Here is a 26,607-nt window from a genome sequence, read left to right as displayed (position 1 = left end):
CGTTCGCGTTCCAAAACAGTGTCGCGGGGTGGAGCAGCCCGGTAGCTCGTCAGGCTCATAACCTGAAGGTCACAGGTTCAAATCCTGTCCCCGCAACCAACGCAATTCTCGAAAACTCTGTCATCTCAATAGGATGGCGGGGTTTTTCTTTGCCATGCGCCAGGCGATCAAACGCATGTTCCGGCGCATATCTCATAATTACAATGCGTTAGCTTCACAGGTTCAAATCGCCCCCCACCAGCCCCGCAACCAATATCACTCGTAAACAACTCAATGATTTACCTACGTCCTATCGTTAAGCGCCGGTGCCGTCACGACCTTCGAGCAGGCGGCGCGGGCGTGGCATACACACCGGCTCGCCGCGCTCGACAAGGCATGGACACGAACAGCGACAGCAGCAGCCCCGCCACCGACCTTGCCCAGGCCTTCGAGGCCTTGCGCGGCGAGGTCAGTCTCACCCGCATGGCGCTCGAGGGGCTGACCGCGGCGCGTGAGCGAATCCCGGATTATAGCCCGACGCTCGCGAAGCTCGGCAAGCAGGTCGAGATCACTATCGCCCAGACCGAGGCGATCCGGCAGGCACCGGCGATCCTGTTGACACGGGATGGCAACGCGAAGCGCATGATCGAGGCAAGTGTCCTCGTCCGGGCCGAAGATGCACGGTTGTTGCACGAGACCCGCGACGTGCTGTCGCGCTCGATCGGCAAGATCGATACGATCGTCGAACGGGGTCAGGCCGCCGACCGACAGTGGCGCGACAAGCTGTGGTATGCAGCTGGCGGCGTGATTGCGGGCATCCTGCTGTGGTCGGTGCTGCCCGGCGCGGTTGCCCGTTCACTGCCCGCCAGTTGGCATGTGCCCGAGTGGATGGCCGCACTTACCATGGCGATGACAACGCAAGAGGGAGGCCGGGCGTTGTTGCGTGTCGACCGGGCGGCGGACTAGTCGAGATAGTCCGCGCGTCAGCATTTGCCGTCCTGCAGTTGCGCTAACGGTAGGTTATATTTGGTTAAGCAAACACCAATGTTACTGAGTTAAGGCCATAGGGTTGTAAGCAACTTGGCGAAAGTACGGAAAGTCCGATTTATAACATTGAAAATATTCTCTCTCAAAAGTTTTAACTGTTTTTCGCTTGGAGCCAGATGGCATTCATGGGCGCACTCGCCTGCGCTCTGGAAAAATTACGCGTTGTCGCGAGCATGACAACCCGCTTGGTTCCGCATTGAAGGCAGGCAGCGTATAGCGTGCACTCGGACGAACGGACGGTGGACGGAAACGGGATGTTTGACAGGGACCGTGCATTGACTCTTCTCCGGCAAGGTGCCGGGCGTCAGGATGCCGCGTTTCGAGAGGGGCAGGAGGAGGCGATCCGTCATCTCGTCGAGGGCGCGGGACGATTGCTCGTCGTGCAGAAGACGGGGTGGGGCAAGAGCTTCGTCTACTTCATCGCGGCACGGCTGCTGCGCGAAGGCGGTATGGGGCCGGCGCTGCTAATCTCACCCTTGCTGTCGCTGATGCGCAACCAGATCGCCGCCGCCGATCGTATGGGGGTCCGTGCGGTAACGCTCCATTCGGAAAACCGGGCTAACTGGCCGGCGATTGAGGCACGGATCGCCGCCGACGACGTCGATATCATCCTGATCTCTCCCGAACGGCTGGCCAAGGAAAGCTTCCAGTCGGACGTGCTTGGCGCGATTGCCCAGCGGATCGCCCTGCTCGTGATCGACGAGGCGCATTGTATTTCAGACTGGGGGCATGACTTCCGTCCGGAATACCGGCTGATCGCGCGGATGATCCGAACACTGCCGGCGAACCTACGATTGCTGGCGACAACCGCCACCGCGAACGCGCGGGTGCTCCACGATCTGACGGAGGTACTGGGACCGGATATCGCCATATCGCGCGGTGACCTCGACCGTCCGTCGTTGACCCTCCAGACGATCCGATTGCCGGGACAGGCCGAGCGGCTGGCATGGCTTGCGGATCGGCTGGCGGCGTTACCCGGGCATGGCATTATCTACACGCTGACGATCCGGGATGCGGAGATGATCGCCGCCTGGCTGGCGTCGCGCGGGCTGGCGGTCGCAGCCTATTCGGGCAGGAGCGGGGAGCAGCGCGAGGCGCTGGAGCAGGATCTTCTGCATAATCGGGTCAAGGCGCTGGTCGCTACGACCGCATTGGGGATGGGGTATGACAAGGCCGACCTCGCCTTCGTCATCCATTACCAGATGCCGGGTTCGGTGGTGGCTTATTATCAGCAGGTCGGTCGTGCCGGTCGGGGCCTGAACGCCGCTTATGGAATCCTGCTCAGCGGGCAGGAGGAAGGCCGAATTACCGACTGGTTCATCGACAGCGCGTTCCCCAAACCCGACGAGGTCGCGCAGATCATCGAGGCGCTGGAGGCCGAACCGGACGGCTTGTCCGTCCCGGGCCTGGAAAACTCGCTCAACCTGAGCAAGGGGCGCATTGAGCATGCCCTCCAGCTGCTGTCGCTGGAGGCGCCCGCCCCGATCGCCAAACAGGGCACCCGTTGGCAGCTGACCGCAGCGGCGCTCGCCGACGCATTCTGGGAGCGGGCCGAACGCCTGACGGTATTGCGCCGCGCGGAGCAGCGGCAGATGCAGGACTATGTTGCGCTGCCGTTCGGCGCTCATATGCCCTTCCTGGTGGCGGCGCTGGACGGCGATACGGCGGGGATCGCGCCTCCGGGCCTGCCGCCGCTGCCGACGGCACCCGACCCCGGGACACTGGGTGATGCGATTGCCTTCCTTCGGCGCGCAAGCCTGCCGATCGATCCGCGGCGCAAATGGCCGGCAGGTGGGCTGCCGATATACGACCTCAAGGGAAATATCGCGGTCGAACGACAGGCAGAGCAGGGCCGGGCGCTATCGGTGTGGGGTGATGCCGGCTGGGGAAGCCTTGTCAGTGCGGGCAAGTATCGCGACGAGCGGTTCGCCGATGAACTCGTCGAAGCCTGCCGAGCGATGATTGCTGGTTGGAACCCGCAACCGCGCCCGCAATGGGTGACATGTATCCCGTCGTTGCGTCATCCCGATCTGGTGCCTGATTTCGCCCGACGGCTGGCAGCGGCGCTGGGGTTGCCCTTCGTCGCTGCGCTCGCCAAGGTCGATGCCCGGCCCGAGCAGAAAACCATGGCGAACAGCGTGCAGCAGGTGCGCAACGTCGATGGTTCGCTGGGAATCGATCGCGCGATCGTCGATGCGGGACCGGTGCTGCTGGTGGATGACATGGTCGATTCCCGATGGACGCTGACCGTCGCGGCATGGTTGCTGCGCGATGCGGGCAGCGGCGCCGTGTGGCCGCTGGCCTTGTCCAGAACCGGGGCGGGGACGGGGGAGGGAGAATGATCGGGTCCGTTTCGCCAAATACACAGGTCATCCTGCTGCTGACCGCACCGCTCATCATGCGCGGTGGCGAGGCGACGGCCGACCTGCTGCCGTTGGGATTGTACAAGAGGCTCGCCAAACATTTGCGCAGCCTTGAAGCCCGACCGGCGGACCTCCTCACGGCGGACGCAGCGGCCATCATCGCGGCGTGCGATCATATCGTCGATAGCGAGAGGCTCCGCAGGCTGCTCGGTCGGGGGTTCCTGCTGAGCCAGGTAATCGAACGCTGGCAATCACGTGCGATCTGGATAATCAGCCGGGCGGATCCCGCGTATCCGCGACGGTTGAAGCACTGGCTGCGTGAAGATGCGCCGCCTGTCCTTTACGGATGCGGGGCGGTCGAACGGCTCGACGATGGAGGTCTGGCGGTCGTCGGTTCACGTCATGTCGGCGACCGGTTGGTCGCCTATACCGAGGCCGTCGGTGCGCTGGCTGCGCGCTCGGACCGTCCGATCGTATCCGGGGGCGCGCGCGGGATCGATCAGGCAGCGATGCGCGGTGCAGCCAACGGGGGCGGACAGGTCGTCGGGGTGTTGGCGGACAGCCTAGAGAAAAGTGCCATGCTGCGCGAGCATCGGGCACCGCTGATGGCGGGGCGGATGGTGCTGATATCTCCCTATGATCCCAGCGCACGCTTTAACGTCGGGCATGCCATGCAGCGCAACAAGCTTATCTATGCGCTTGCCGATGCAGCGCTGGTGGTAAGTTCGGATCTTGGCAAAGGCGGCACTTGGGCGGGAGCGATCGAACAGCTCGACAATTTGCGGTTCACGCGGGTCTACGTCCGGCAAGACGGAGATATGTCGGCTGGCCTCGATGCGCTATTACGAAAGGGGGCCATTCCTTGGCCCGAACCGCACGACCGGGAGGCATTTGCCCAGATTTTCCAAGCTGCGGCGAAGGACGAAGATCTCGCGATCGATTCCACGACCAGCCAGCGAATCGGGCGTGAGGCTTCCGTGAGCCAGATAGAGGTATCGCCAGACGACGGGCCGCTGCCTGTCGTCCCTGCAGACGATCTGCCTGCCGCGCGTTTGTGGCACGCCGTTCGGTCCATCGTTTCGGCATTACTGACGGAGCCGCGGGGCGAAGCGGATGTCGCGGACACATTGAAGGTGTCAAAGGCGCAGGCGCGGGAGTGGCTGACACGACTGACGGCTGAAGGTGTCGTGCAAAGGACCAAGTCGAAGCAATACGTCGCGAAGTCGGAAGAACTGTTTGCATGATTCAGCGCGACGGCGGAACATCATCATGTTCCGAGCACAGCCTGCCGAATGATCGGACGTGGATGTATCGTCCATAGGCCGACAAGTCCCGCTGGACACCAGCGGCCGGGGCCGGCATCTTCCCGGTAAGTGACGGGAAGAAAAGGGTGCCGGTGGACGCGTCAGACAAGGCTGATATCGCGGAGGCGACGCGGCCGCTGCATCTTCTCACGATCGACGTCGCGCTTGCCGACCTGATCTCGGGGCGCAAGATCGGCTTGGATACGGCGGAAACCTTCGGGATCCCGTCGGTCGAAGCGCGGTCGATCCTCGACTGGTATCGCCGTCACCGCCCGAAGTGGGCGGGCAACCTCCATGCGGTCGATGGCGAAGCAATCGTGGACAGCATCGCTGCCCCGCCGGCGGCACTCGCTGCCGCGACGAGCACGGTGGCGGGAACGCGGCCACTCCTGCGATTGGCCCGTATCGTCGCCCATCGCTTCGCAGGGCTCCACGCGTACGCCGAAGATGGCGCCGCGCCGCCACCTTTCGTCTTCGAACCCGATCGTCCAATTACCTTGTTCGAAGGCTGGAACGGTTCAGGCAAGACGTCGCTTGCCAATGCGATGATCTGGTGCCTGACCGGCCAGATCCTGCGTCCCCAGCGCCTACCCGAAAAAGGGGATATGGAGTTCGCCTGCATCGTCTCGCGCGACGAGGGGGTTAGCGAGCATAACATCAGCGCGGTGACGCCGCTGCCCCATGGCATGGACGGGTTGCCCGACGCCGCCGCAAAGGTGGTGCCTGCCGATACATGGGTGGAGTTGATCTTCGCGGATGAATCGGGCGCGCTGCTTCCACCGGTCAGGCGCGTCCAGTCGCGCAAGACGAATGGCAAGCTGGTCGAGACAGAGCCCGATTTCACAGTGCTTGGCGTTGATCCGGTCGCGCTGCAGCTCGGCACAACGATGCCCAGCATGCTCCCCTTCCTCCAGATCGGCAACGCCTCCGAGTTGGGGCTTGCGGTCGCTCGATTGACTGGGCTGGCCAGTTTCGTCGATCTCGCGAAGCACGCCGGAAAGGCACGGACTCTCGCGGCCGGGAAGATGACCAAGGCCTTGCGGGACGACGTCGAAACCTGGGAAAGTCGCTACGGTGAGGCGGAGGCCGACCTGACCGGCCGGATCGGCGATTTTCCGGATATGGCGCCACCGATCCCCATCCCGACCGTGGACGTTGCGACCGCCGCCACAGATATCTTTACGCTCAAGGCCCATTTCGAATATCAGAAGGCAACGGGGCTTACTGCCGCTCGCGACGTGCTGGGCGATGGCTTCGACCCGGAAGAAGCGTTGGCTCGCCAGAACCTCGAAAGCTGCACCCAGCCGGCGTTCGAGCAGTTGCGGCAGATGAAGAGTCTTGCCGGCATCGCCCGGCTGTCCGCGCTGAAGATCGATGCGGAAGATGCCACCCGCATTCGTGAGCTGCTGACGTCGCTGCGCGACGATGCGGCAACGCTCGCGGATCTGATCGCTCGCCCCGTGCTGGCGCGGCGGCTGCAGCTATATGCGCGCGTGACGTCTTGGGCCGAGGCACACGATGAAGACGCCGTGGCGAATTGCGCTATCTGTCGCAGCGATCTGCGCGGGGTGATCGATCCCGAGACGTCGGTGACGGTCGTGGAGCATCTGCAGGCGGTTTGCGAGCGCAGCGATCTGATCGCCAGGACGGTCAAGGATTGGTCGTCGGCATGGACCGGCACCTTGTCCCGCGATGTCCCCGCAGCATTTTCCGTCGAACTTACACGAGACCTGCCGGCGGCCCCCGTCGATCTGCTCCGGTCCGGCCTGATCGAAGACCTTTTCGCCGCCGACAGCTTCAAGGGTACGCTTGCCGCGTTGAAACCTTTGATGACGTCGGTTGCCGAGCGGAAGCTCGCAACCCTTCCGTCGTTCGCGGAGCCGGCGATTGAACCGCTGCCAGCATCGATCGCTCCGCAGGTGCAGGCCCTCGTGAAGATGGTAGCGCGGCTGGAGCGGGCGCTCGCCTTCGCCGAATGGCGTAAACAGCATCAGCAGGAGATCGTCGATACGTTGATGGCGATCCGCGGCAACCCCGGCGATGCGGGGGCGGACGCCGACGCGATCGGTGCCAAGCTGCAACAACTCGACACGATCGTCAAAGGCGTCGCGCCGATCTCCGCTGCCATCGCGCTGTGCGATCGCCTTTCTGGGGCGATCCGAAATCGTAGGACGAAGCTCGATCGGATCGAGGCATGTCGCAAGGCTGCCTTGGCCTTGGCGGAGATCGAGCCGATCGGCGACGTCGCGCAGGCGCAGGTGGACCATCTGCGCCAGACGTTGCAAGGCCGATCCGACTATTGGCGCGATCGCATTTATCAGGGCGCTACCGCCTTTGCCCCGAGGCCGCGCAGCACGGGCATGGATGCGAAGGGCGTCATCGATATCGCGGTCGGACGAGGGCCGGTCAGCGCGCCCGCGCAGCATGTGTCCAACGCGTCTGCCTTGCGTGCCAGCCTGTTCGGCTTCTTCCTCGCCTTTCGTGAGCATGTTTTGAAGACTAGTGGCGGCTTGCGCCTGCTGGTGCTCGACGATCCGCAGGACCTGCTGGATCACGATAACCGGCGCAGGCTGTCGCGTGCGCTAAGCGAGTTGGCAGCAAGTGGGGATCGCAGTCAGATTTTAGCGACGACGCACGACCGGGCCTTCGCTGCCGCCCTCGTGCAGGAGGCGCGGGGTGGGGACCTGATCGTGCATCGTTCGGTGCATCCGGTGCATACCGGCAATCCGACGCTCCGGACGGCGCTGGCTTTCGACGACCTCGATCGCAAACGGGCCGCTTTCCTCGCCAACGACGAGTCAGCGTCACATGCGCAAGACTATGTTCAAGAGGTCCGCGTGTTCCTCGAGGTGCGCTTGGGCGACCTGTTCGACGATCCGGCGTATCCTGCCTTTTCCACGGTGACCAAGGCCCCTACGCTCGATCCATTGTACAATCGCCTCAAGGGCTTGGCGAAAGCGAAGCCCAATGATCTGTTCAAGAGCAGCGTCATTGCAAAATTCTGCGAGGACAAGGCGCTGGCGGAAGGCGCGGATGCACGTCGCATCCTGAACGCCGCGCATCACCGCGACAAGGCGGGGATCAGCTATAGTGATGTCAAGCGCATAGACGATGATCTCCGGCGGCTACGATCGGGGATCGAGGACGTGCATGCCGAGTTCCGCCGGTACCGTTGGCGCGAACCGCTGCATGACCAGCAGCCGGAAACGAACGTCGTGCGGCTGAGGCCGGTCGCTGTGTCGTCGTTCGACATCCCGCTCTACCCGGACATCGCGGCCTTCACGGGAAGCGTTTCCGATGTGGGAAGCCAAGATGTTGACGTCGAACGGCTTGTCGGCAGCCGCTTTGACGACACGGCGCTCTTTTACATCAGACATGAGACGCTCGGCTTCGCCATGCCCTCTGGCTGCGTCGCGATCGTGGAGGCCGAAAGCGCGCCCGGTCACGATCGCAATTTGGTCGTCGCTCGTCACAAGAGGCAGGTGTTCGCTCGGCGCTTGCTGAAGCCTGTGAACGGCGACGGCATCGCGTTGGTCGCAGATATACCCGATCCCCGCGAAGGACGGCCGACACTGCGTTTCGACGAAAGGCAGGTCGAGGTTCATCGGATCGTCGGCTGCCTCTTGACCGATATGCCACCGCCGGAGGGAAGCGGGGAAGCGATCGCGATCGATGAGGTGCCGGACTTTGGCAGTGTCCGCATTGCTTATCGTGTACGGGAAGAGAGCGCCGTTCCGTTCGCGCTGCCCCATCAGATCGTCTTGGCCGGTGATGACGTAGAGGCGCATGGACTCGACGCATTGGAAGGGCGGATCGTCGCCGTTACGCTCGATACCGGGGTAACGATCCTCAAGCGAGCTGGCGGCCGTCTGCCCGGGAAACTGACTCACCTGCGGCAGCTCGAAAAGATCGGCGCGTCGGGGGACTCCATCGTCGTAGCGACCGAACCCGATGAGGATGCGGATATGCCGGTCGTCGTGGCTGTCCGGCAGGTGATCGGTGTGCTTTATCGATGATTTGACCGTAGCGCCGCGTCCCTGACCTCTCGCGGCGTCGAGATCGCTCCGCTTTGGCCTAACGAGGCTGAGGACTGAGCTACACAATGGTAATCGACCGGTTTCAGTGACGACATATATTCCGCGCCAACTCAGTTATGCCGATCACGACGACGGGCGCGTGGTCGTGCCGGAGGCCGCGCTGGGCGGACAACCCTTGCCGTTCGTCGTGCTCGGCGACCCGGGCATGGGAAAATCCGAACTGCTGCGTCGGTTCGCGAAAGCGGAGGAACATACCTATCTGACGGCCGCGCAATTCCTGCGGCGGCCCCTCGTCGCGCTGCCCGGCGGCGTGCTGGTCCTGGATGCGCTCGATGAAGTGAGTGCCGGCAAGGACAGTGATCCGCTCGAGCGTCTGCTTGCGCGCCTCGGCGAGGCGGGCTGGCCAGATTTCGTTTTAAGTTGCCGAGCGGCTGACTGGCGGGGTAGTACCCGGGCGCAGGCCATTGCCGAAGATTATGGCCGCAAGGCGCGTGTGTTGACGCTTGCGCCCTTGACCGACGCCCAAAGCTTAGCGTTGCTCGAAGCCGAAATCGGCGGCATGCGGGCTACGGAGTTTCATGCCGCTTTACATCAGCATCGGTTGGCGGCCCTGCTTGCCAATCCTCAGAGCCTGCGCATGTTGATCGATGTGGCTGATGGCGGCGTTCCGGCGAGCCGCGCCGATCTCTTCGACCGTGCAGCTCGTAAAATGCTGGCCGAGCACAATGATCGTCATGTCCGATCGGCGCTTAACCAGCTGGATTCGACGATGGTGCTCGATGCTGCCGGCGCGGCGATGGCGCTGCTGCTCCTGTCCGGGAAGGAGGGGCTGTTCAACGGTCTGCAATCCGACACCCCCGCGCCGCTGCTTCATATCGCGGCGATCACCGCCTTGCCATTCGGCCAGCACGCCGCATCGGCACTGAAATGTCGTCTGTTCCGCACTACCGGTGAAGCCGACAGTTTCAGGGACTGCCATCGCACCGTCGCCGAATATCTCGGGGCGCGTTGGCTTGGAAGGGTCGTCAATGCCAGTGTGCGACCCAGGAGCCTCGTCAAACGCCTGCTGGCGCTGATTCACATCGGTAATCGGGTGCCGGCCTCGCTGCGCGGGCTGCACGCTTGGCTTGCCTATGCATCTCGCCATTTCGCATCGCCCGTCATCGCCGCCGATCCCTACGGCGTGCTGCGCTATGGCGACCTTGGAAACGTCAACCTGTCAGCCGCTGAATGGGTGTGGGACAGCTTTGCCGCGCACGGCAAGGAAAATCCCTGGTTTCGTGGCGGTGATTGGCAGACCTTTTCTGTCGCCGGTTTGGTCCAGCAGGGGCTTGGTCAGCGTTTGAGTGCATTGCTCGACGATCCGCGCAGTAGCTTTCATTTGCGCTCCCTCGTGCTGGACCTGTTGAGGGAAGGGGATTGCGTTCCCGAGATGCGCGAAACGTTGCTCGCCATCGCAGCCGATCCGAGCCGCACCTATTCCGAACGGCATGATTCGGTGGGCGTCCTCGCGGCATGGCCGGAAAACGGGGTCGATTGGTCCGCTTTGTTCCTACGCCTTTGCGAAAACGGCGATGTCGAGGCGCCGCGTCTTGCGGACGAGGCGATCGCGAAGATAGGTATCGATCAGTTCGGCGATGCGGACATCGCGGATATCATTCTGGCGGGTTACGGCGGTCTGGCAGATGATAAGTCGCACCGAAAATCGAACCGTTCGGACGATTATTGGTCACTCTCGCAGTCCATCCCGCCCGAGCGTTGCGCCAGCCTGCTGGACGCACTTGCGACGACCTTTGCACCGGAGAGCCGCATCGCCAAAATTATCCGGTACGACCATGGTCTTGGACATTTGGTGTGGACATTGATCGCCCGGCAAATCCCCGGTCCTGTGCCCGATCCCATCAGGCTATGGCGTTGGCTAGACGCGTTTGGCGATTGTCATTCGTTGGAGGCACGGGAACGTGCGGTGGTTGCGTCGTGGCTGACGACCAACACTGCGATGCGGCAGGCAGTGCAAGCCCTTATCTATTTGACGCCCGACGGTGCGGCGTCGCGAAAGCGCCGGGGATGGCATCTTGGAAATCTTTCCACGGGGCTTTATTTCCAGAATGAGGACGTTATCGCGCTGCTCGAACGGCTGGTCCGCGAGCGTCGTCATGATGCGGCGGCGCATGATATATTCGAGGCGCTGGTCGTCGGCTGGAACCGGCAATGTGACTGGACGCCGGCTATGGCCCAGTTGGCCGAACTTCATGCCGCAGAAAATCCTGCGTTGCAGGCTATTATTCACCCGGCACCGGTGGAGGACCTAGAGACGAGCGCGCTCATGGCGAAGTTCGCGACACGCGAACGGGATCACGAGCAAAGGCAAGGTGCGCGCAAGCGCGAGGATCGGGAGGCCGTCCTTGCCAATCGCGAGGCACTGTGTTCGGGCTACGGAGCATCGGGACCGCTTGCGCTCTGTTTTTTGGGATATGGCGAATTCGGCGGCCGGGATGGGATTCCCGCGGAGCGAATTGGGGTTTGGGTAGGAGACGACCTGTATCCGGACGCGCTTATCGGATTTGAGGCATGCCTCCATCGTCCGATCGGCGTGTCCCTGCACGACGTCGTTCGCCGTACCCTCGACCGCGACGATGCCTATGACGATATCTGGCCGGTCGTAGCGGGCCTCGCGCAACGACATCTAGACGGGCGTGGCTTTTTGGATATCGGCGAGAATCACGTGCTGGCGGCGCTTCTTGCGAAGCGGTGTGCCTTGAACATTGTGGACAAGCATCTTCAAGGGTTCGGTACGACGTTGGAGGACTATGTTCTGGCCGATGCCGGGCGGTTCGAGCTCTTCCTTCGAGCGATGATCGAACCCCAGCTAAATACTGACACGCATTACATGTGCGGCACCCACTATCTGCTCGGCGGCAAGCAACATCACGCGCTGCGCGCGGCCCTGCTGCTAGAATGGTTCGATGCCATTGCCGGATGTCATGCCACCGATTATGAAGCGGTGATCAATGCGCTATGTGACGTTCCCGATGTTTACAAGCAGCGGGCTGGCCTCTGCATCGATCGGCTGATCGACGCGGCTCCATCAAGGGCGATTGGCGAGGATCACACACTTTATTGGTTGGCGTTACGCATCCTCAGGGATTTTGAGGGGGCACGCGATGCACTGAACGCGGCGGCAGAAGCGCCGGAGTTCATCTGGCCGCTTCAGAAGGCTATCGGTTATAGCAGGTTTGACAGCCGGCGAATTCGGTCGATGCCACCCGATCGGCTTGCATGGATATTCACGCGGTTCGAAGGGAAGTGGCCCGACGTCGATAGGCCACGCGGTACGATAACCGGCACGCACCACCCATGGGATGCTTCCAGTTTTCTGAGTGCCGTTTTGTTTCGACTCGCCGATGACACGAGCGCTGATGCCTCGCGCGTTTTACACGGCCTCGTCGAACGCGGCAGCGCAACCTACGATGAGATACTCCGGGCCGCGCGCGCGAAGCAACGAAGCACGGCTGCGGAGGCGGGCTATACGCCGCCCGACTTCTTGGCCGTCGCGGCTGCGGTTCGGGAGGAGGCGCCCTTGGCCGCCGCCGATGTCAAGGCGATCACGCTCGACGCAATCGCCGATCTGCAGTCCCGTATTGCCGGCGGGTCAACGGATACCGTCAATCTCTTCTATGACGGTGAAAAGCCCAAAAACGAAGAGCGATGCCGCAACGCCTTTCTCGATCTGCTCGGCCCGACTCTTCCGTTCGGGATCGTCTGGGCGCCAGAAGAGAGAATGCCGGCCGGCAAGCGGGCCGATGCCGGATTTCGGTTGGGGGCCATCCGATTTCCACTCGAGGCAAAGCTCGCGTGGAATGCCGATTTATGGACTGCCTGCGCAAGGCAACTTGATCGCCTTTATGCATCTGCAGACCATATGGCCGGTGGCCATGGCATTTATCTGGTGTTCTGGTTCGGTTCGCGCAATCGAAATTTGCCGCCGCCTCCAATGACAATACGACCCAGCTCGGGTCGAGAACTGGAGGCTTTGCTGGGCGCTCAGCTTGTCGATGACGCCAGCCATCGATTGTCCATAGTCGTTTTCGATCTCGAGATGTATTCGACGCCCTCGTAGAGGAAAATGCCGGTCGTCTGCTTACGTTGGCCGAAATTGTGGGAACGTCGTCAGTCTTTTACCAGAGGAGGTCTGACATAATACCAACATCTTCCCTTGGTAGGGCATCCGTGATCGATTAATCATTTAGATTGTCTTCGCCAACTAATCCGGCATGACGCAGCTCGCATTCACCCGACGGCAGCAGGCCTTGGGGTTCCTGCGGGGCAATAAGTGGTGCTGACGCGTGGCAGTTGAAGGACGTCCCGAGCGAGAGGGGCTGATCGCAGTCGCTCATGGTGACATAGAGTATACGTTATCGCGCCGGCATCGCGCATGCTGACCGTACCCAACGGGTAGAGGGGGGAGTTTTTATAGCTACTGTAAGCTGCTGTCATGTGAATGTGCGGCCATGGAGTGATCGGCGGCGTCAACTTGGCAGACCACTATATCTGCGAAGACTCGGGCTCCAAGTTATAGCGGATGTTCTGTGGTTCGATCGGTTCGTCGCAACTTAAAGGCGCCTTGGCTTATATTGTGAGAGTGCGGTATCGGCGGGGGTATCAGCGAAAAATCCATGAAAAATTGCACGTATTTTCAATGCTATGCGAGCGGGTAGGGATGCCGATGGTTGCTGTCCCCGCGCACCGCAGCACCGGCAACCCTGTTAACGGCGGATATTGGTTCGATTCCGTCGTCACCGCCTCGACTGCGGCGAGCAGCACGTGCTCGGGCCGGCTGACGTCGAGAAATCCTTACTGAAATTGAACGCGCCTGCATTGCGGGCCAGTGCCGACATCTCCTCGAAGATCTTGGTCGGCATCGCCGAGTAGAGCGGGTTCATCGCTCCCGGGCGCCGTCGCGTTCCAGCGCGGCGACCGGGCTGTCGGGAAACAACACGTCGATGAACCCGAACTGCGTCAGGTCGGTCATCCGGTCGAGATAGAGGATCCCGTCGAGATGGTCGTGCTCATGCTGGAACACCCGCGCATGGAAGCCGTGCGCCTCCCGCTCCAGCCGTCCGCCACCCGGCAGGTCGCCGGCATAGCGGATCCGGGCGGCGCGGGGGACCAGGCCGCGCATACCGGGGATCGACAGGCACCCCTCCCAACCATCCGCCACCTCGTCGGACAGTCGCGCGAAGGTCGGGTTTAGTAACACGGTAACCCGCACGGGCGGTTCGCCCGGATAGCGCGCACTCTCATCAAAGCCGAACACCATGATGCGCAGGTCGATACCGATCTGCGGCCCCGCCAGCCCGACACCGCCAGCGGCGCGCATCGTGTCCAGCATGTCCGCGACGGTTCCCGGCACTGCGGTGTCGGCCGGGTCGAACGGCTGCGCCACCCGCCGTAGCCGCGCATCGCCCATTTTCACGATGTCCCGGATCATGATCGTATCCTCGTTCTGGCCGGACTATGCGTCTGCCTGGCCGATCTTGCCGGCGAGGGCGACGGCAGTCCGCTCCGGCGAATACGGTCTCCCTGGTCAGGAAGCCGCCGGACCGCCTCCGCGCGGCGACGGGCAGGGGCCGGTACGCGAGGCGAGGTCTCAGAAGCCGAAGCGGTCGGCGCGATCGGCGGATAGGGTAGCTCAAGCCCCCTCAAGATTCGCTGTGTTCAATATCTACCAAATCAGGGGATATTTGTCGCGATCGGGCAGCGAGGGGCGAATATGCAGCATCGTGCGTTTGCGGATATAGTGCGAGGCCGCACGGCTGTTGGGGCAAAGGCGCTGGCTTGGCGCGCGCCATGACCGTGCTTTCGAACGATCTCGACGCCTTCTGGATGCCCTTCACGCCGGCGCGGCGGTTCCGTGCCGCGCCGCGGATGTTCGCGCGTGCCGAAGGCGTCCATTACTACAAGCCCGATGGTGAGGCGGTGCTCGATGCAACTGCGGGCATGTGGTGCTCGAACGCCGGCCACGGCCGCAGTGCGATCACCGAGGCGATTCGCTGCTCGGTCGAGCAGCTCGATTTTGCGCCGACCTTCAACCTCGGCCATCCTGCGGCCTTCGCCTTCGCGGCGCAGCTCGTCGCGCTGCTGCCGTCGGGGATCGATCACGTCTTCTTCTGCAATTCGGGATCGGAGGCGGTCGATACCGCACTCAAGGCGGCGCTCGCCTATCATCAGGCGCGTGGAGAGGGCGGGCGTACCCGGCTGATCGGACGGGAGCGTGGCTATCACGGCGTCGGCTTCGGCGGCATCTCGGTCGGCGGGATCGCGGGCAATCGCCGGCAGTTCGGCGCGCAGCTCCCTGGGGTCGATCATCTTCCTCACACGCACGATCCGGCGCGCAACGCCTTTTCGCGCGGCCAACCCGCGTATGGCGCCGAGCTCGCCGATGCGCTCGAGCGGCTGGTTGCGCTGCACGATGCATCGACGATCGCTGCGGTGATCGTCGAGCCGATCGCGGGATCGGCGGGGGTGCTGATGCCGCCGCTCGGCTATCTCGAACGGTTGCGGCGGATCTGCGATGCGCATGGCATCCTGTTGATCTTCGACGAGGTCATCACCGGTTTCGGACGGACCGGCGCCGCCTTCGCCGCGCAGCGGTTCGACGTGCGCCCCGATATCGTCACCATGGCCAAGGGCCTGACCAACGCCACTGTGCCGATGGGCGCTGTCGGCGTGTCCGCGGCGGTGCGCGATACGATCGAGGGTCACGCCGATACGCTGATCGAATTCGCGCATGGCTATACCTATTCGGCGCATCCGCTCGCGGTCGCGGCCGGGCGCGCGACGCTCGATCTGTATCGCGACGAGGGATTGTTCGAGCGCGCTGCGCAGCTCGCGCCGCTGTTCGAGGAAGCGGTCCACAGCCTGCACGATGCGCCGCATGTCGTCGACGTGCGCAATTGCGGGCTGATGGCCGCGGTGGAACTGGCGCCGCGGCCCGGCGCGCCGGGCGAGCGCGGGCAGGCGGTATTTCATGCCGCCTATGACAGCGGGCTGCTGATCCGCGTCACCGGCGACACGATCGCGCTGTCGCCGCCGCTGATCGTCACCGCGGAGCAGATCGGGGAGATCGGCGAGCGGCTGCACGGGTTGCTGCACGCGCTCGACTGACGCCATCATCGAAAGGGGGAATGACCATGACCTATCGCGTGTTGGCGGCCGCCGGCGGCATCGCGCTGCTCGCCGCCGCACCCGCCGCTGCGCAGGAGGCTGCACCGGAGGCCGAACAGGAGATCGTCAGCGGCATCGGCGATATCGTCGTCACCGCTCAGCGGCGCACCGAATCCGCGCAGGATACCGGCCTCGCCCTCTCGGTGCTGAGCGGCGACGAACTGGCGCGGCGCGGCATCACCGGCGTCAATCAGCTCCAGTTTGTGGTGCCCAGTCTCGAGGTCGTGCCGGCGTTCGGCGGCGGCCAGCCCCAATTCCGCCTGCGCGGCGTCGGATTCGAGGATTATGCGACCAATAACAGCCCGACCGTCGGCATTTATGTCGACGAGGTCGCCTATCCGGTGCCGGCGACGACGCAGGGCGCGCTGTTCGATATCGACCGGGTCGAGGTGCTGCGCGGTCCGCAGGGGACGCTTTATGGCCGCAACACGACGGGTGGCGCGATCAACTTCATCACCCGCCGCCCGACCGACACCTTCTCGGCCGGCGCCGATGTCGAATATGGCCGGTTCGACCAGTTCAAGGCGGAAGGGTTCGTCTCCGGGCCGCTCGGCGACACGCTGAAGGTACGCGTTGCGGGCATTACCGAACAAGGCGGCGCGTTCCAGCATAACCGTGCCACTGGCGCATCGCTCGGCGACGCTGACCGGGTATTCGGCCGTGCGATCCTCGAATGGACCCCGTCCGCCAATGCCACGGTCACGCTCAACGGCCACGGTGGCTACGATCATTCGGAACAGACCGGCCTGTACCTGTTCCGGCCGTTCCAGACGCGCGGCTATGGCGGCCCGCCGGGGCCGGTGATCCCGGCCGACGTCGATCATCGGCAGACCGGCTGGGGCCTGTCGTCGAGCTTCGCGGCGCTGACCGGTTTCGCCGCAGACGACAAGCCGCAGCGCGACAATGACAGTTACGGCGGCAGCGTGACTGCGGCGATCCGACTTGGCGAGGCAGTCGGGCTGACCAGCATCACCGCCTATGACCATCTCGACCGCCGCGAGCCGGCGGATTGGGACGCGTCGGCCAGCAACGAGTCCAACGTTTTCTGGGGCAGCGACGTCGGCGTCTTCTCGCAGGAGCTGCGGCTGGCGTCGCTCGGCAAACACAGCCTTGGCTGGGTCGCGGGGGTTTATTATGCGAAGCAGACGCTCAGGGAGCGCTTCCTCACCGACTTCACGGACAGCCTCGGCTTCGTCACCGACACCGGCTACCGGCAGCGTGCGGAGTCGATCAGCGGCTTTGGCCAGGTCAATCTGGCGCTCGGCCCGGTGGTGAGCCTCGTCGGCGGGCTGCGCTACGAGCATGAGAAGCGCAAACTGCGCGATTTCGCGACGCGGATCGGCGGCCAGCCGCTGTTCGCCAATGGCGATCGCAATGCGACGCTCGACGAGGTGACGGGGAAGGCGGGGATCGAATTCCGTCCGCGCGACACCTTGTTGTTCTACGCGAACGCCAGCCGGGGGGTGAAGTCGGGCGGCTTCACGGTCTACAACTCGCCGAATCCCGATCAGATCGATGCGTTCCGCCCGGAAATCCTCTATGCCTATGAGACCGGCTTTAAGACCGATTTCGCGCGCGCGGTGCGCTTCAACGGATCGCTTTTCTATTATGATTATCGCGATCAGCAGGTGCTGGGAACGATCGTCAACCCGCAGCGCGGGCTGATCGGGCGGATCGTCAACGCGCCCAAATCGGAAATCTATGGCGGCGAGCTGGAAATCCTCGTCGTGCCGACGCCGCGCGTGCGGATCAGTCAGGCGATCGGCTATAAATATGGCCGCTACAAGCGGTTCCTCGACGTGGACACGACCAGCCTGCGGCAGGTCGGCGGCGTCTATGTCGCCGATACGATCGACAAATCGGGGCAGCGCATCCCGATCGCGCAATGGAGCTATCAGGGCGCGCTGTCCTATTCGCTGCCCGTCGGCAGCGCGTACGAGATCGAGGCGCAGGGCGATTACAGCTTCCGCGACGAACTGCCATCGTTCCTCGGGCCGGTCTATGATCTCGGTGAGCGGTGGATCGCCAACGCGACGCTGACCTTCCGCCCGACCGACGCGCGCTGGTCGATCGGCGTCTATGGCCGCAACATCTTCGATACGAAATATGATCTGACGCGCAATTTCTTCTTGCCCAACGCCAGCATCGCCTCGCCGGGCCGGCCGGCAAGTTATGGCATCCGCCTGAGCTATCGGCTGTGAGCGGGCGGGGGCCGCTGGTGCGGCGGGTGGCGACCGTCGCCGGAGGGATCGTCGGTCTGGCGGCGGCGACCGGTCTGGGCGGCTGGTTGTATCTGCGCGCACCCGATCTGCCTGCGGCGACGTTGCAGGCACGCTATGGCCGGCCGAACTCGCACTATGTCGATCTACCCGGCGGCATTCGCGTCCATTATCTCGACAGCGGTCCAAAGGCCGGGCCGGCCATCGTCCTGCTGCACGGTTTCGGCGACAACGGCTTTTCGTGGGACGGCTGGACGGAGGCGCTCGCCGCCACGCACCGCGTGATCGCGCTCGACCTGCCCGGTCACGGTCTGACCGCCGCGCCCGTGGACTATCGCGCGAGCTATACGGGCTATGCCGATCTTGTCGATGCGGTCGCGACACGGATCGGGGTTACGCGGCTCGCGGTCGCGGGCAATTCGATGGGCGGCGGGGTGGCGTGGACGCTCGCGCTGCGGCATCCAGCGCGCGTTTCGCACCTAATCCTCGTCGATGCCGCGGGCTGGCCGCGGGAAGGGCCGGCGCAGGACGTGCCGCTTGCCTTTCGCCTGATGCGCTATCGATGGGGGCGGGCCCTGCTCGCGTCGATCGACAACACGCCGCTGATCCGGACGGGGCTGAAGCTAGACGTGGTCGACCAACGCGTCCTGACCGAGCCGTTCATCCGCCGCTGGGCCGATCTGCAGCGGCTGCCGGGCCATCGCCCGATCCTGATGTCGGTCGATCCGGGCCGGGCCGCTGCCACCGACGCGGCGCTCGCCGCGATCAGGGTGCCGACGCTGATCCTCTGGGGCGCGGCGGACCGGCTGATCCCGGTCGCCGCGGCGCACCGGTTCCAGGTCGCCATCCCGCAGGCCGAGCTGATCGTCTATCCCGACGTCGGGCATTTGCCGCAATGGGAGATACCGGCGCGGTCCGGGGCCGATGCCGCGGCCTTTCTGGCCCGTCACAAGGAGGGGTGATGGCGGTCGATGCATTCGGGCTCAAGGTGACCGCGGCCGCGCGGGACATCGCCGCGATCGATGCGTTCGGCCGCGGCCTGCTGTCCTATCGCCCGGTCATCGCCGATGTGCTGCCGCTGGCGGAGCGTGCCGATGCGCCCGTGCTGGCGCATGTCTATGCCGGCTTCCTCCATATGCTCGACGAGACCCCGGCGGCGGCCGATGCCGCGCGGCCGGCGCTCGCGGCGGCGCGGCGTCGGCCCGCCAACCCGCGCGAGGCGGCGTTGCGCGATATCCTCGCGTCCTGGGTGGCGGACGATATCGATGCGGTGGTCGCCGGGCTCGACGTGGTCGGCGCGGCTTGGCCGACGGATCTCACCGCGCTCAAGCTGCTGCACTATCATCTGTTCAACCGCGGTGACTTTCCGGCGATGTTTCGCGCCGCGCGGCGCACGGTCGAGGCCGATACGGCGGCGCCCTATGCCTGGGGCATGCTCGCCTTCGCTTACGAACAGCTCCATCTGCTCGACGATGCCGAACGGGCGGCGCGGCGCGCGCTGACGCTCGTCCCCGACGATTTCTGGGCACAGCATGCGATCGCGCACGTCACGCTGACGCAGGGGCGGATCGACGAGGGCGTGGCGACGCTGGAGCGCTGGGCGCCCGGTTGGGCGGGGCTGGTCAGCTTCATGGTCACCCATTTATGGTGGCATCTTGCGCTCTTCTATCTCAGCCAGGGACGCGATGCCGATGCGCTCGCCGCCTATGACGATCACGTCTGGGCGCATACGCGTGGCTATTCGCAGGATCAGATCGGCGCGGTGTCGCTGCTCGCGCGACTGGAGTTCGCCGGGCTCGACATCGGCGATCGCTGGGCAGACCTCGTGCCCTATCTCGCCGCGCGGGTGGCGGATGTCGGCCAGCCGTTCCTCACCGTCCATTATCTTTACGGTCTCGCGCGTGCCGGCGCGCCCGAGGCGGACACGCTGCTCGCCGCGATCGACCGGGTCGCGGCAGACGGCCCGGCGCACAGCCGCATGGTCTGGCGCGAGGTGGGGGTGCCGCTCGCGCAGGGCCTCGTCGCGCAGGCGCGGGGAGCGTACGACCGCGCGGTGGACCGTCTGTCGGCGGCGCTGCCGCGCCTCGTCCGGCTCGGCGGCAGCCATGCGCAGCGCGACCTCTTCGACCAGATATTGCTCGACGCACAGATCCGCAGCGGCCGGCTGATCGAGGCGCAGCAGACGCTGGAATTGCGTTGCACGCACGATCCCGACGGGGTCGCGCTCAATCGGCTGCTGGACGATGTCTATCGCCGGCTCGACCTGCCGGAGCTGGCCGATCGCGCGGCGGCGCGGGTGCGGCGGCGGTCGGGCACGTGACCGGCCTGCGCGGTGCGGTTGCGCTGCTGCTGGCGCTGCTGACCCCGTTGCTGGCCGCACCGGCACAGGCGCGGGATACGGTGCGCGTCGCCCTTCAGCTCGAACCGCCAGGTCTCGACCCGACCAGCGGCGGCGCGCTGGTGGCGCAGGAAATCGTCTATCCAACCGTCTTCGAGGGTCTGGTCCGCGCCACCGCCGATGGCGGGATTGTGCCGCTGCTGGCGACCGGATGGGCGGTGTCGCCCGACGGCCTGCACTACGACTTTCGCCTGCGCCGCGACGTCCGCTTCCACGACGGCCGGCCGCTGACCGCCGCCGATGTCGTGTACAGCTTGCGCCGGATCGGTGCGCCGGGCTCGACCAACGCGCAGGCGCAGGCGTTCGCCAATGTCCGCGCGATCACCGCTCCCACCGCTGATACGGCGCGGATCACGCTCGTCGCGCGGGATTCGGGTTTCCTGACGTTGCTTACGCGTGCCGATGCGGTGATCGTCCCGCAGGGCGAGGTAGCGCAGCGCGCCACCCTGCCGGTCGGGACCGGTCCGTTCCGCTTCGGCGACTGGCGGCGTGGCGATCGCCTGACGCTACTGCGCAATCCCGCCTATTGGGGACGCCCGGCGCGCCTCGCACGCGTCGATTTCCGCTTCATCGGCGATCCCAGCGCTGCCTATGCCGCGATCCGCGCCGGCGACGTGGACATCTTCCCGGACTTTCCCGCGCCCGAGACGCTGGCGCAGCTTCGCGCCGATGCGCGGCTGAAACTGGTGATCCGTCCGTCCGAGGGGGAGGTGATCCTCGCGCTCAACCAGCGGCATGGCCCGCTCGCCGATCTTCGCGTGCGCCGCGCGATCAGTCATGCGCTCGATCGCCAAGCCATCATCGCCGGCGCGATGTATGGCTATGGCCGCGCGATCGGCAGCCATTTCCCGCCGCAGAGCCCCGATTATGTCGATCTGACCGGCCGCTATCCGTTCGATCCCGCCGCGGCGCGGGCGCTGCTCGCACAGGCCGGTTATCCCGATGGCTTCGCCGTGACGCTCAAACTGCCGCCGCTCTCCTATGCGCGGCGGACGGGGGAGATCGTCGCCGCGCAACTGGCGCGAGTCGGCATCCGCGTGACGATACGCAATCTCGAATGGCCCGGCTGGCTCGACGAGGTGTTCGCGCGCCACGATTTCGCGATGACGATCGTCAATCATGCCGAGCCGTTCGATTACGACATCTACGCCCGGCGCGACTATTATTTCGGCTATGATAGCGCCGCCTTCGGCACCCTGATGGCGCGGCTGCGCGTCGCCGCGACCCCGGCCGAGCGCCATGCGCTGCTCGGCGAGATCCAGCGCCGGATCGCCGAGGATGCGGCCAACGGCTTCCTGTTCAATTTCCCGCATCTCGGTGTGCAGAACCGCGCCCTCGCCGATGTCTGGGCCAATACGCCCAACCAGATGCTCGACCTCGCCGCGGCGCATATCGACGGTGGAGAGGGAGGGGAGGCGGCGCGGGGCGGCGGCGGGATCGCATGGGGGGGGGCGGTCGCCGCGGTGGTGGCGCTGGGGCTGCTCGGTCTTGCTATGGCGACGCTGGGGGCTGGCTATGTATTGCTCCATCTGACGCAAATGGCGGCGACGCTTGTCGTCGCGACGATCCTGATCTCTGCGCTCGTCCAATGGGCGCCGGGCGATCCCGCTAGCGTCATGATGGGCCTTAACGCCAGCCCCTCTGTGATCGCCGCGCTGAAGGCGGAGCTGGGGCTGAACGGTTCGTTCGCGTCGCGTTATCTCGCCTGGCTGGCGGGGATGCTGCACGGCGATTTCGGCACCAGTTACACCTATCGCGTCCCCGTCGTCGGGCTGCTGCGCGAGCGGCTGGCGGTCTCGCTGCCGCTGGCGCTGCTGGCGACCTTGCTGTCGGTCGGACTCGGCGTCGGCGCCGGCTATCTTGCCGCGAGCCGACGCGGGACGGTGGCGGTGGCGATCGTCTGGCTGGCGCGGATCGGCGTCGCGCTGCCGAACTTCTGGCTGGCGATCCTGCTTGTCCTGCTGTTCGCGGTCCGGCTTCCCTGGTTCGTCGCGGGGGGCTTTCCAGGCTGGGACGCCGGCATCGCCTCGGCGCTGGCGGCGCTGACGCTGCCGGTGATCGCGCTCGCGCTGCCGCAGGCTGCGATCCTCGCGCGTGTCACCTACGCCGGCCTGCGCGACGAAATTGGACGGGACTATGTCCGCACGGCGCGCGCCAAGGGGATCGGCCACCGCGCCGCGATCCGCCGCCACGCGCTGCCCAACGCGCTGGCGCCGGTGCTCACCGTGCTGGGATTGCAGGTGCCGTTCCTGCTCGGCGGCAGCGCGATCGTCGAGAATGTCTTCTTCCTGCCCGGCGTCGGCCGGCTCGTCTTGCAGGCGATCGGGCAGCGCGATCTGATCGTTATCCAGTCGGTGGTCGTCGTACTGGTCGCGATCACCATCCTCGCCAGCTTCGTCGTCGATATCGGCTATGCGCTCGCCGATCCGCGGCTGCGCGACGGTGCGCGCGGATGAGCCGGCGCAACGCTCCGCTCGGCCTTGGCCTCGCGATCACCGGTCCGTTCGTCGCGGCCGCGGTGCTGGCGCTGGTCTGGACCCCCTATGACGTCGCGGCGGTCGATGTCGGCGCGCGTCTCGCGCCGCCCGGCGCAGCGCACTGGCTCGGCACGGACCAATTAGGACGCGACCTCGTGTCGATGCTGCTCGCGGGCGCGGGAACGTCACTGGCGGTGACATTGCTCGCGGTGGCGGCGGCGCTGGTGGCAGGCCTGCCGCTCGGCCTGCTCGCGGCGGCGCGCAGCGGCTGGACCGATGCGCTGGTGATGCGTGCCGGCGATATCGTCTTCGCCTTTCCCGCGCTGCTGGTCGCGATCCTGCTTGCCGCGGTCCTCGGGCCGGGGGCGTCCAACGCGATCGTCGCGATCGCGATCTTCAACATCCCCGTCTTCGCCCGGCTGGCGCGCGGCGAGGCGCGGCGGCTATGGACGCGCGACTTCATCGCGGCGGCGCAGCTCGCCGGCAAGGGCCGCCTGCGCATCTCGATCGAGCATATTCTGCCCAATATCGCCGGGGCGGTGACCGTTCAGGCGACGATTCAGTGTGCGACCGCGATCCTGCTCGAGGCGGGACTGTCCTATGTCGGGCTCGGCGTACAGCCACCGCAACCGAGCTGGGGCCGGATGCTCGCCGATGCACAAACCCTGATCGGCACGGCGCCGCGGCTGGCGATCGTGCCGGGGGTCGCGATCCTGCTCGCCGTGCTCGGGCTGACTCTGGTTGGCGATGGACTGGCGAACCATCTGCGAAGGCCGGCGCGGTGACCCTGTTGGCGGCACGCGACCTGACGATTCGGTACGGCGACCGGATCGCGGTGGCCGGGTTGAGCTTCGACGTCGCGCCGGGTGAGATCGTCGGGCTGATCGGCGAATCTGGATCGGGCAAATCGACCGTCGGCCTTGCCGTGATCGACCTGCTGCCCGATGAGGCGACCCGCGAGGGCGGGCTGTGGATCGAGGGTACCGATGCCGCGACGCTGAAGACACGCGATCGCGAGCGGCGACGTAGCGGCACCGTCGGCATGGTTTTCCAAGAGCCGATGGCCGCGCTCAACCCGGTGATGACGATCGGCGCGCAGGTAGCGGAGGCGGTGCGCGCGCATCGCCCCATCAACCGCCGCGCCGCGATGACGGAAGCCGCCGCGCTGCTCACGCGCGTGGGGCTCGATCCTGCGCGGATCCCGCCGCAACGCTACCCGCACCAATTGTCGGGTGGGCAGCAGCAGCGGGTCGTCATCGCGATGGCGATTGCCGGCGATCCGCGCTTGCTGATCGCCGATGAGCCGACCACCGCGCTCGACGTGCCGACGCAGGCGAAGGTGATCGCGTTGCTCGTCGATTTAGTGCGCGAGCGCGGCATGGGGCTGCTGCTCATCAGCCACGATCTGCCGCTGGTCGGCGGAGTCGCGGATCGCATCGTCGTGCTTCAGGACGGGGCGCTGGTCGAAGAGGGGCGGACACTCGATATCCTGACCGAGCCGGTAGCCGCCTATACGCGCAGCCTGCTCGCGCACGCCCGCCACGCCGCCTATCTTCGCCCAAACCGGTTGGTCGAGGCGCCGCCCCTTGTCGAGGTTCGCGGACTGGGGCGCGACATTCCCGCGCGTCGTGCGCTGCTCCGCCTATCACCGTCGCGGCCGATCCTCACCGGGGTGGATCTCGCGATCGCGCCCGGCGAGATCGTCGGCATTGTCGGTGAATCCGGTTCGGGCAAGACGACGCTGCTGCGCACGATCCTCGCGCTTGATCGGCCCGACCGCGGCCTGGTGCTGGTCGACGGCACGCCACTTCATACCGCTCGCGGCACCCGGCGGCGCGCGTTGCAGCGCATGGTGCAGGCGGTGTTCCAAGACCCTGCCGGCAGCTTCGACCCGCGCCAGACGGTCGACCGGATCGTCGCCGAACCGCTCCATCTGCTCGACCCCGCCCCCGACGCCGTGGACTGCGACCGGCGTGTGCGCGACGCCCTGACCAGCGTCGGGCTCGCCCCCGACGACGCCGCGCGCCATCCGCATCAATTCTCCGGCGGGCAGCGGCAGCGGATCGCCATCGCCCGCGCGCTGATCCTCGACCCGCGGCTCGTCATCCTCGACGAGGCGGTGTCCGCGCTCGACGCGGCGACACGCGGCGACATTCTCGCGCTGCTCGTACGCCTGTCCGTCGAGCGCGGGCTTGCCTATCTCTTCGTGTCGCACGATCTGGGCGTGATGCGCGGGCTCGCCGACCGGCTGGTCGTGCTGCGTGCCGGGCGGATCGTCGAACAGGGGCCGACTGCGGCGCTGCTTGATGCGCCGGCGCATCCCTATACGCGCGAACTCATTGCCGCGTCGCCCGATCTCGACCGCGTCATCGCCGGGCGGCGCCCTCAGGCGTGATGCACGCCGCGTGCGATCGCGCGCGCGAGGCAGTCGGCGGCGGCCGAACCGATCCGCGCGACATGCCATGGCCGCGCGCGGTCGTCGGGCAGGGCGACCGCCCCGCTCGCTACAGCGAAGACCAGATCGCCGTCATAGGGGGTATGCGCAGGCCGGATCGCGCGCGCGATGCCGTCCTGCGCCATCATGGCGACGCGCTGCACCTCCGCACGGGTCAGCGCCGCATCGCAGGCGACCACCGCCAGTGTAGTATTGGCGCCTGGCCGCAACCGGCCGAGCAGCGCCAGTCGGCTGGCATCGGGTAGCGGATCGACCGCGGTGGCCATGGTCGCGGCCGGCCGCCGGCCACCGAATTCGCCGTCGATCTCGAACGGCCAAGCCCAATAGGTAGCGTCATCGGCCATCGTCACCGATCCCACCGGATTGACCGCCGCCAGCGCGCCTACCGTCAATCCGCCGTCGAGCTGCAGCGACGCGGTGCCGACGCCGCCCTTGCGATAGCCCGCCATCGCGCCGCGACCTGCGCCCACCGACCCCAGCGCGACCGCCGTACCGGCCGCCGCCACCGCCTGCCGGCCGAGCGCGTGATAAGGCGACCGGTCGCCCCAATCCTTGTCGCCGGCATTGTTGAGATCGTGCAGCACCGCGCCCGGCACGATCGGGATCGCATGGCCGCCGTCGCGCAGCCGCAGTCCGATTCCCGCCGTCGACAGACTCGCGACGACGCCGTCCGCCGCCGCCAGCCCGAACACCGATCCGCCCGACAAGGCGATCGCGTGGATGCCGTCGACGACATTGTGCGCCGCCAGCGTCTCGGTCTCGCGCACCCCCGGCCCGCCGCCACGCACGTCGACCGCGGCCGGCCATTGCCTGTCGAACAGCAGCACGGTGACGCCAGTCTGCACGCGCTCGTCGGTGGCATGACCAACCCGCAGTCCGCGGACGTCGGTGATGCTGTTGCCGGGGCCGGGGCGGGTGGTCATGCGGGTCTCCTGATATGCTCGGGAGGCGATCTCGCGGCTGTTAGCCATCGGCGCAATCGATAATCGGCCCGTGCGCAGGTGATCTGCCCCCCGTTTTACCGGATGGATTTAAGCGGTTGCAGAAACCAGTGCGCGATGCTCGCGCGGCGAACGCATTTTGAGCCCTGAATGGGGGTGG

14 protein-coding genes and 1 tRNA gene are annotated in these 26,607 nt (G+C 65.6%); 13 read left to right on the top strand and 2 right to left on the bottom strand.

Annotation, left to right across the window (positions count from 1 at the left end; translation table 11 throughout):
• Positions 1–22 precede the first annotated feature (22 nt).
• From ACLBWH_RS18285 to ACLBWH_RS18260, 6 genes are all read left to right on the top strand, one after another.
• A tRNA-Met gene (locus ACLBWH_RS18285) sits at positions 23–99 on the top strand.
• Positions 100–375: 276 nt separating this feature from the next.
• Positions 376–945 carry a hypothetical protein gene (locus tag ACLBWH_RS18280; RefSeq protein ID WP_447800315.1) on the top strand — a complete coding sequence of 190 codons (570 nt, stop codon included), beginning with the start codon at positions 376–378 and terminating at the stop codon, positions 943–945.
• A 335-nt stretch (positions 946–1,280) separates the two neighbouring features.
• On the top strand, positions 1,281–3,368 hold the full coding sequence (locus ACLBWH_RS18275) for a RecQ family ATP-dependent DNA helicase (protein ID WP_447800313.1): 2,088 nt from the start codon (positions 1,281–1,283) through the stop codon (positions 3,366–3,368).
• A complete protein-coding gene (locus ACLBWH_RS18270; RefSeq protein ID WP_447800311.1) occupies positions 3,365–4,633 on the top strand; it encodes a DNA-processing protein DprA in 1,269 nt (422 codons plus the stop codon). Before ACLBWH_RS18275 ends, ACLBWH_RS18270 begins: the two co-directional genes overlap by 4 nt.
• Before the next feature lie 146 nt (positions 4,634–4,779).
• Positions 4,780–8,709, top strand: a complete 3,930-nt coding sequence (locus tag ACLBWH_RS18265; protein ID WP_447800309.1) for an ATP-binding protein — start codon at positions 4,780–4,782, stop codon at positions 8,707–8,709.
• Between the two features lie 106 nt (positions 8,710–8,815).
• Positions 8,816–12,850, top strand: a complete 4,035-nt coding sequence (locus ACLBWH_RS18260; protein ID WP_447800307.1) for an NACHT domain-containing protein — start codon at positions 8,816–8,818, stop codon at positions 12,848–12,850.
• 819 nt (positions 12,851–13,669) lie between these two features.
• Here ACLBWH_RS18260 and def read toward each other — a convergent pair.
• Positions 13,670–14,221: a peptide deformylase gene (gene def, locus ACLBWH_RS18255; protein ID WP_447800305.1), complete on the bottom strand. Its 552-nt coding sequence runs from the start codon at positions 14,219–14,221 to the stop codon at positions 13,670–13,672.
• A 359-nt stretch (positions 14,222–14,580) separates the two neighbouring features.
• Here def and ACLBWH_RS18250 point away from each other — a divergent pair, with 359 nt between their 5' ends.
• The 7 genes from ACLBWH_RS18250 to ACLBWH_RS18220 are packed head-to-tail and all read left to right on the top strand — an operon-like array spanning position 14,581 to position 25,446.
• Positions 14,581–15,897 (top strand): aminotransferase class III-fold pyridoxal phosphate-dependent enzyme, encoded by a 1,317-nt coding sequence (locus tag ACLBWH_RS18250; protein ID WP_447800303.1) that lies wholly within the window; start codon positions 14,581–14,583, stop codon positions 15,895–15,897.
• Between the two features lie 26 nt (positions 15,898–15,923).
• Positions 15,924–18,158: a TonB-dependent receptor gene (locus ACLBWH_RS18245; protein WP_447800301.1), complete on the top strand. Its 2,235-nt coding sequence runs from the start codon at positions 15,924–15,926 to the stop codon at positions 18,156–18,158.
• Positions 18,155–19,138, top strand: a complete 984-nt coding sequence (locus tag ACLBWH_RS18240) for an alpha/beta fold hydrolase (RefSeq protein ID WP_447800300.1) — start codon at positions 18,155–18,157, stop codon at positions 19,136–19,138. The genes ACLBWH_RS18245 and ACLBWH_RS18240 overlap by 4 nt, the downstream gene beginning before the upstream one ends.
• A complete protein-coding gene (locus ACLBWH_RS18235) occupies positions 19,138–20,496 on the top strand; it encodes a tetratricopeptide repeat protein (protein WP_447800298.1) in 1,359 nt (452 codons plus the stop codon). The genes ACLBWH_RS18240 and ACLBWH_RS18235 overlap by 1 nt, the downstream gene beginning before the upstream one ends.
• Positions 20,493–23,030 (top strand): ABC transporter substrate-binding protein, encoded by a 2,538-nt coding sequence (locus ACLBWH_RS18230; protein WP_447800296.1) that lies wholly within the window; start codon positions 20,493–20,495, stop codon positions 23,028–23,030. Before ACLBWH_RS18235 ends, ACLBWH_RS18230 begins: the two co-directional genes overlap by 4 nt.
• Positions 23,027–23,836 carry an ABC transporter permease gene (locus tag ACLBWH_RS18225; protein ID WP_447800295.1) on the top strand — a complete coding sequence of 270 codons (810 nt, stop codon included), beginning with the start codon at positions 23,027–23,029 and terminating at the stop codon, positions 23,834–23,836. Before ACLBWH_RS18230 ends, ACLBWH_RS18225 begins: the two co-directional genes overlap by 4 nt.
• On the top strand, positions 23,833–25,446 hold the full coding sequence (locus ACLBWH_RS18220; RefSeq protein WP_447800293.1) for a dipeptide ABC transporter ATP-binding protein: 1,614 nt from the start codon (positions 23,833–23,835) through the stop codon (positions 25,444–25,446). The genes ACLBWH_RS18225 and ACLBWH_RS18220 overlap by 4 nt, the downstream gene beginning before the upstream one ends.
• Here the strand turns inward: ACLBWH_RS18220 and ACLBWH_RS18215 are convergent.
• Positions 25,437–26,429: a P1 family peptidase gene (locus ACLBWH_RS18215; protein WP_447800291.1), complete on the bottom strand. Its 993-nt coding sequence runs from the start codon at positions 26,427–26,429 to the stop codon at positions 25,437–25,439. The two genes, ACLBWH_RS18220 and ACLBWH_RS18215, sit on opposite strands and share 10 nt — an antisense overlap.
• Positions 26,430–26,607: the final 178 nt, after the last annotated feature.

Source organism: Sphingomonas sp. M6A6_1c, assembly GCF_053345135.1.
This window is presented reverse-complemented; position numbering and strand designations above follow the sequence as displayed.

Coding starts and splice junctions, on each gene's coding strand:
- ACLBWH_RS18245 (WP_447800301.1), top strand. CDS start 15,924: ATGACCTATCGCGTGTTGGCGGCCGCCGGCGGCATCGCGCTGCTCGCC.
- ACLBWH_RS18280 (WP_447800315.1), top strand. CDS start 376: ATGGACACGAACAGCGACAGCAGCAGCCCCGCCACCGACCTTGCCCAG.
- ACLBWH_RS18225 (WP_447800295.1), top strand. CDS start 23,027: ATGAGCCGGCGCAACGCTCCGCTCGGCCTTGGCCTCGCGATCACCGGT.
- ACLBWH_RS18215 (WP_447800291.1), bottom strand. CDS start 26,429: ATGACCACCCGCCCCGGCCCCGGCAACAGCATCACCGACGTCCGCGGA.
- ACLBWH_RS18235 (WP_447800298.1), top strand. CDS start 19,138: ATGGCGGTCGATGCATTCGGGCTCAAGGTGACCGCGGCCGCGCGGGAC.
- ACLBWH_RS18275 (WP_447800313.1), top strand. CDS start 1,281: ATGTTTGACAGGGACCGTGCATTGACTCTTCTCCGGCAAGGTGCCGGG.
- ACLBWH_RS18270 (WP_447800311.1), top strand. CDS start 3,365: ATGATCGGGTCCGTTTCGCCAAATACACAGGTCATCCTGCTGCTGACC.
- def (WP_447800305.1), bottom strand. CDS start 14,221: ATGATCCGGGACATCGTGAAAATGGGCGATGCGCGGCTACGGCGGGTG.
- ACLBWH_RS18250 (WP_447800303.1), top strand. CDS start 14,581: ATGACCGTGCTTTCGAACGATCTCGACGCCTTCTGGATGCCCTTCACG.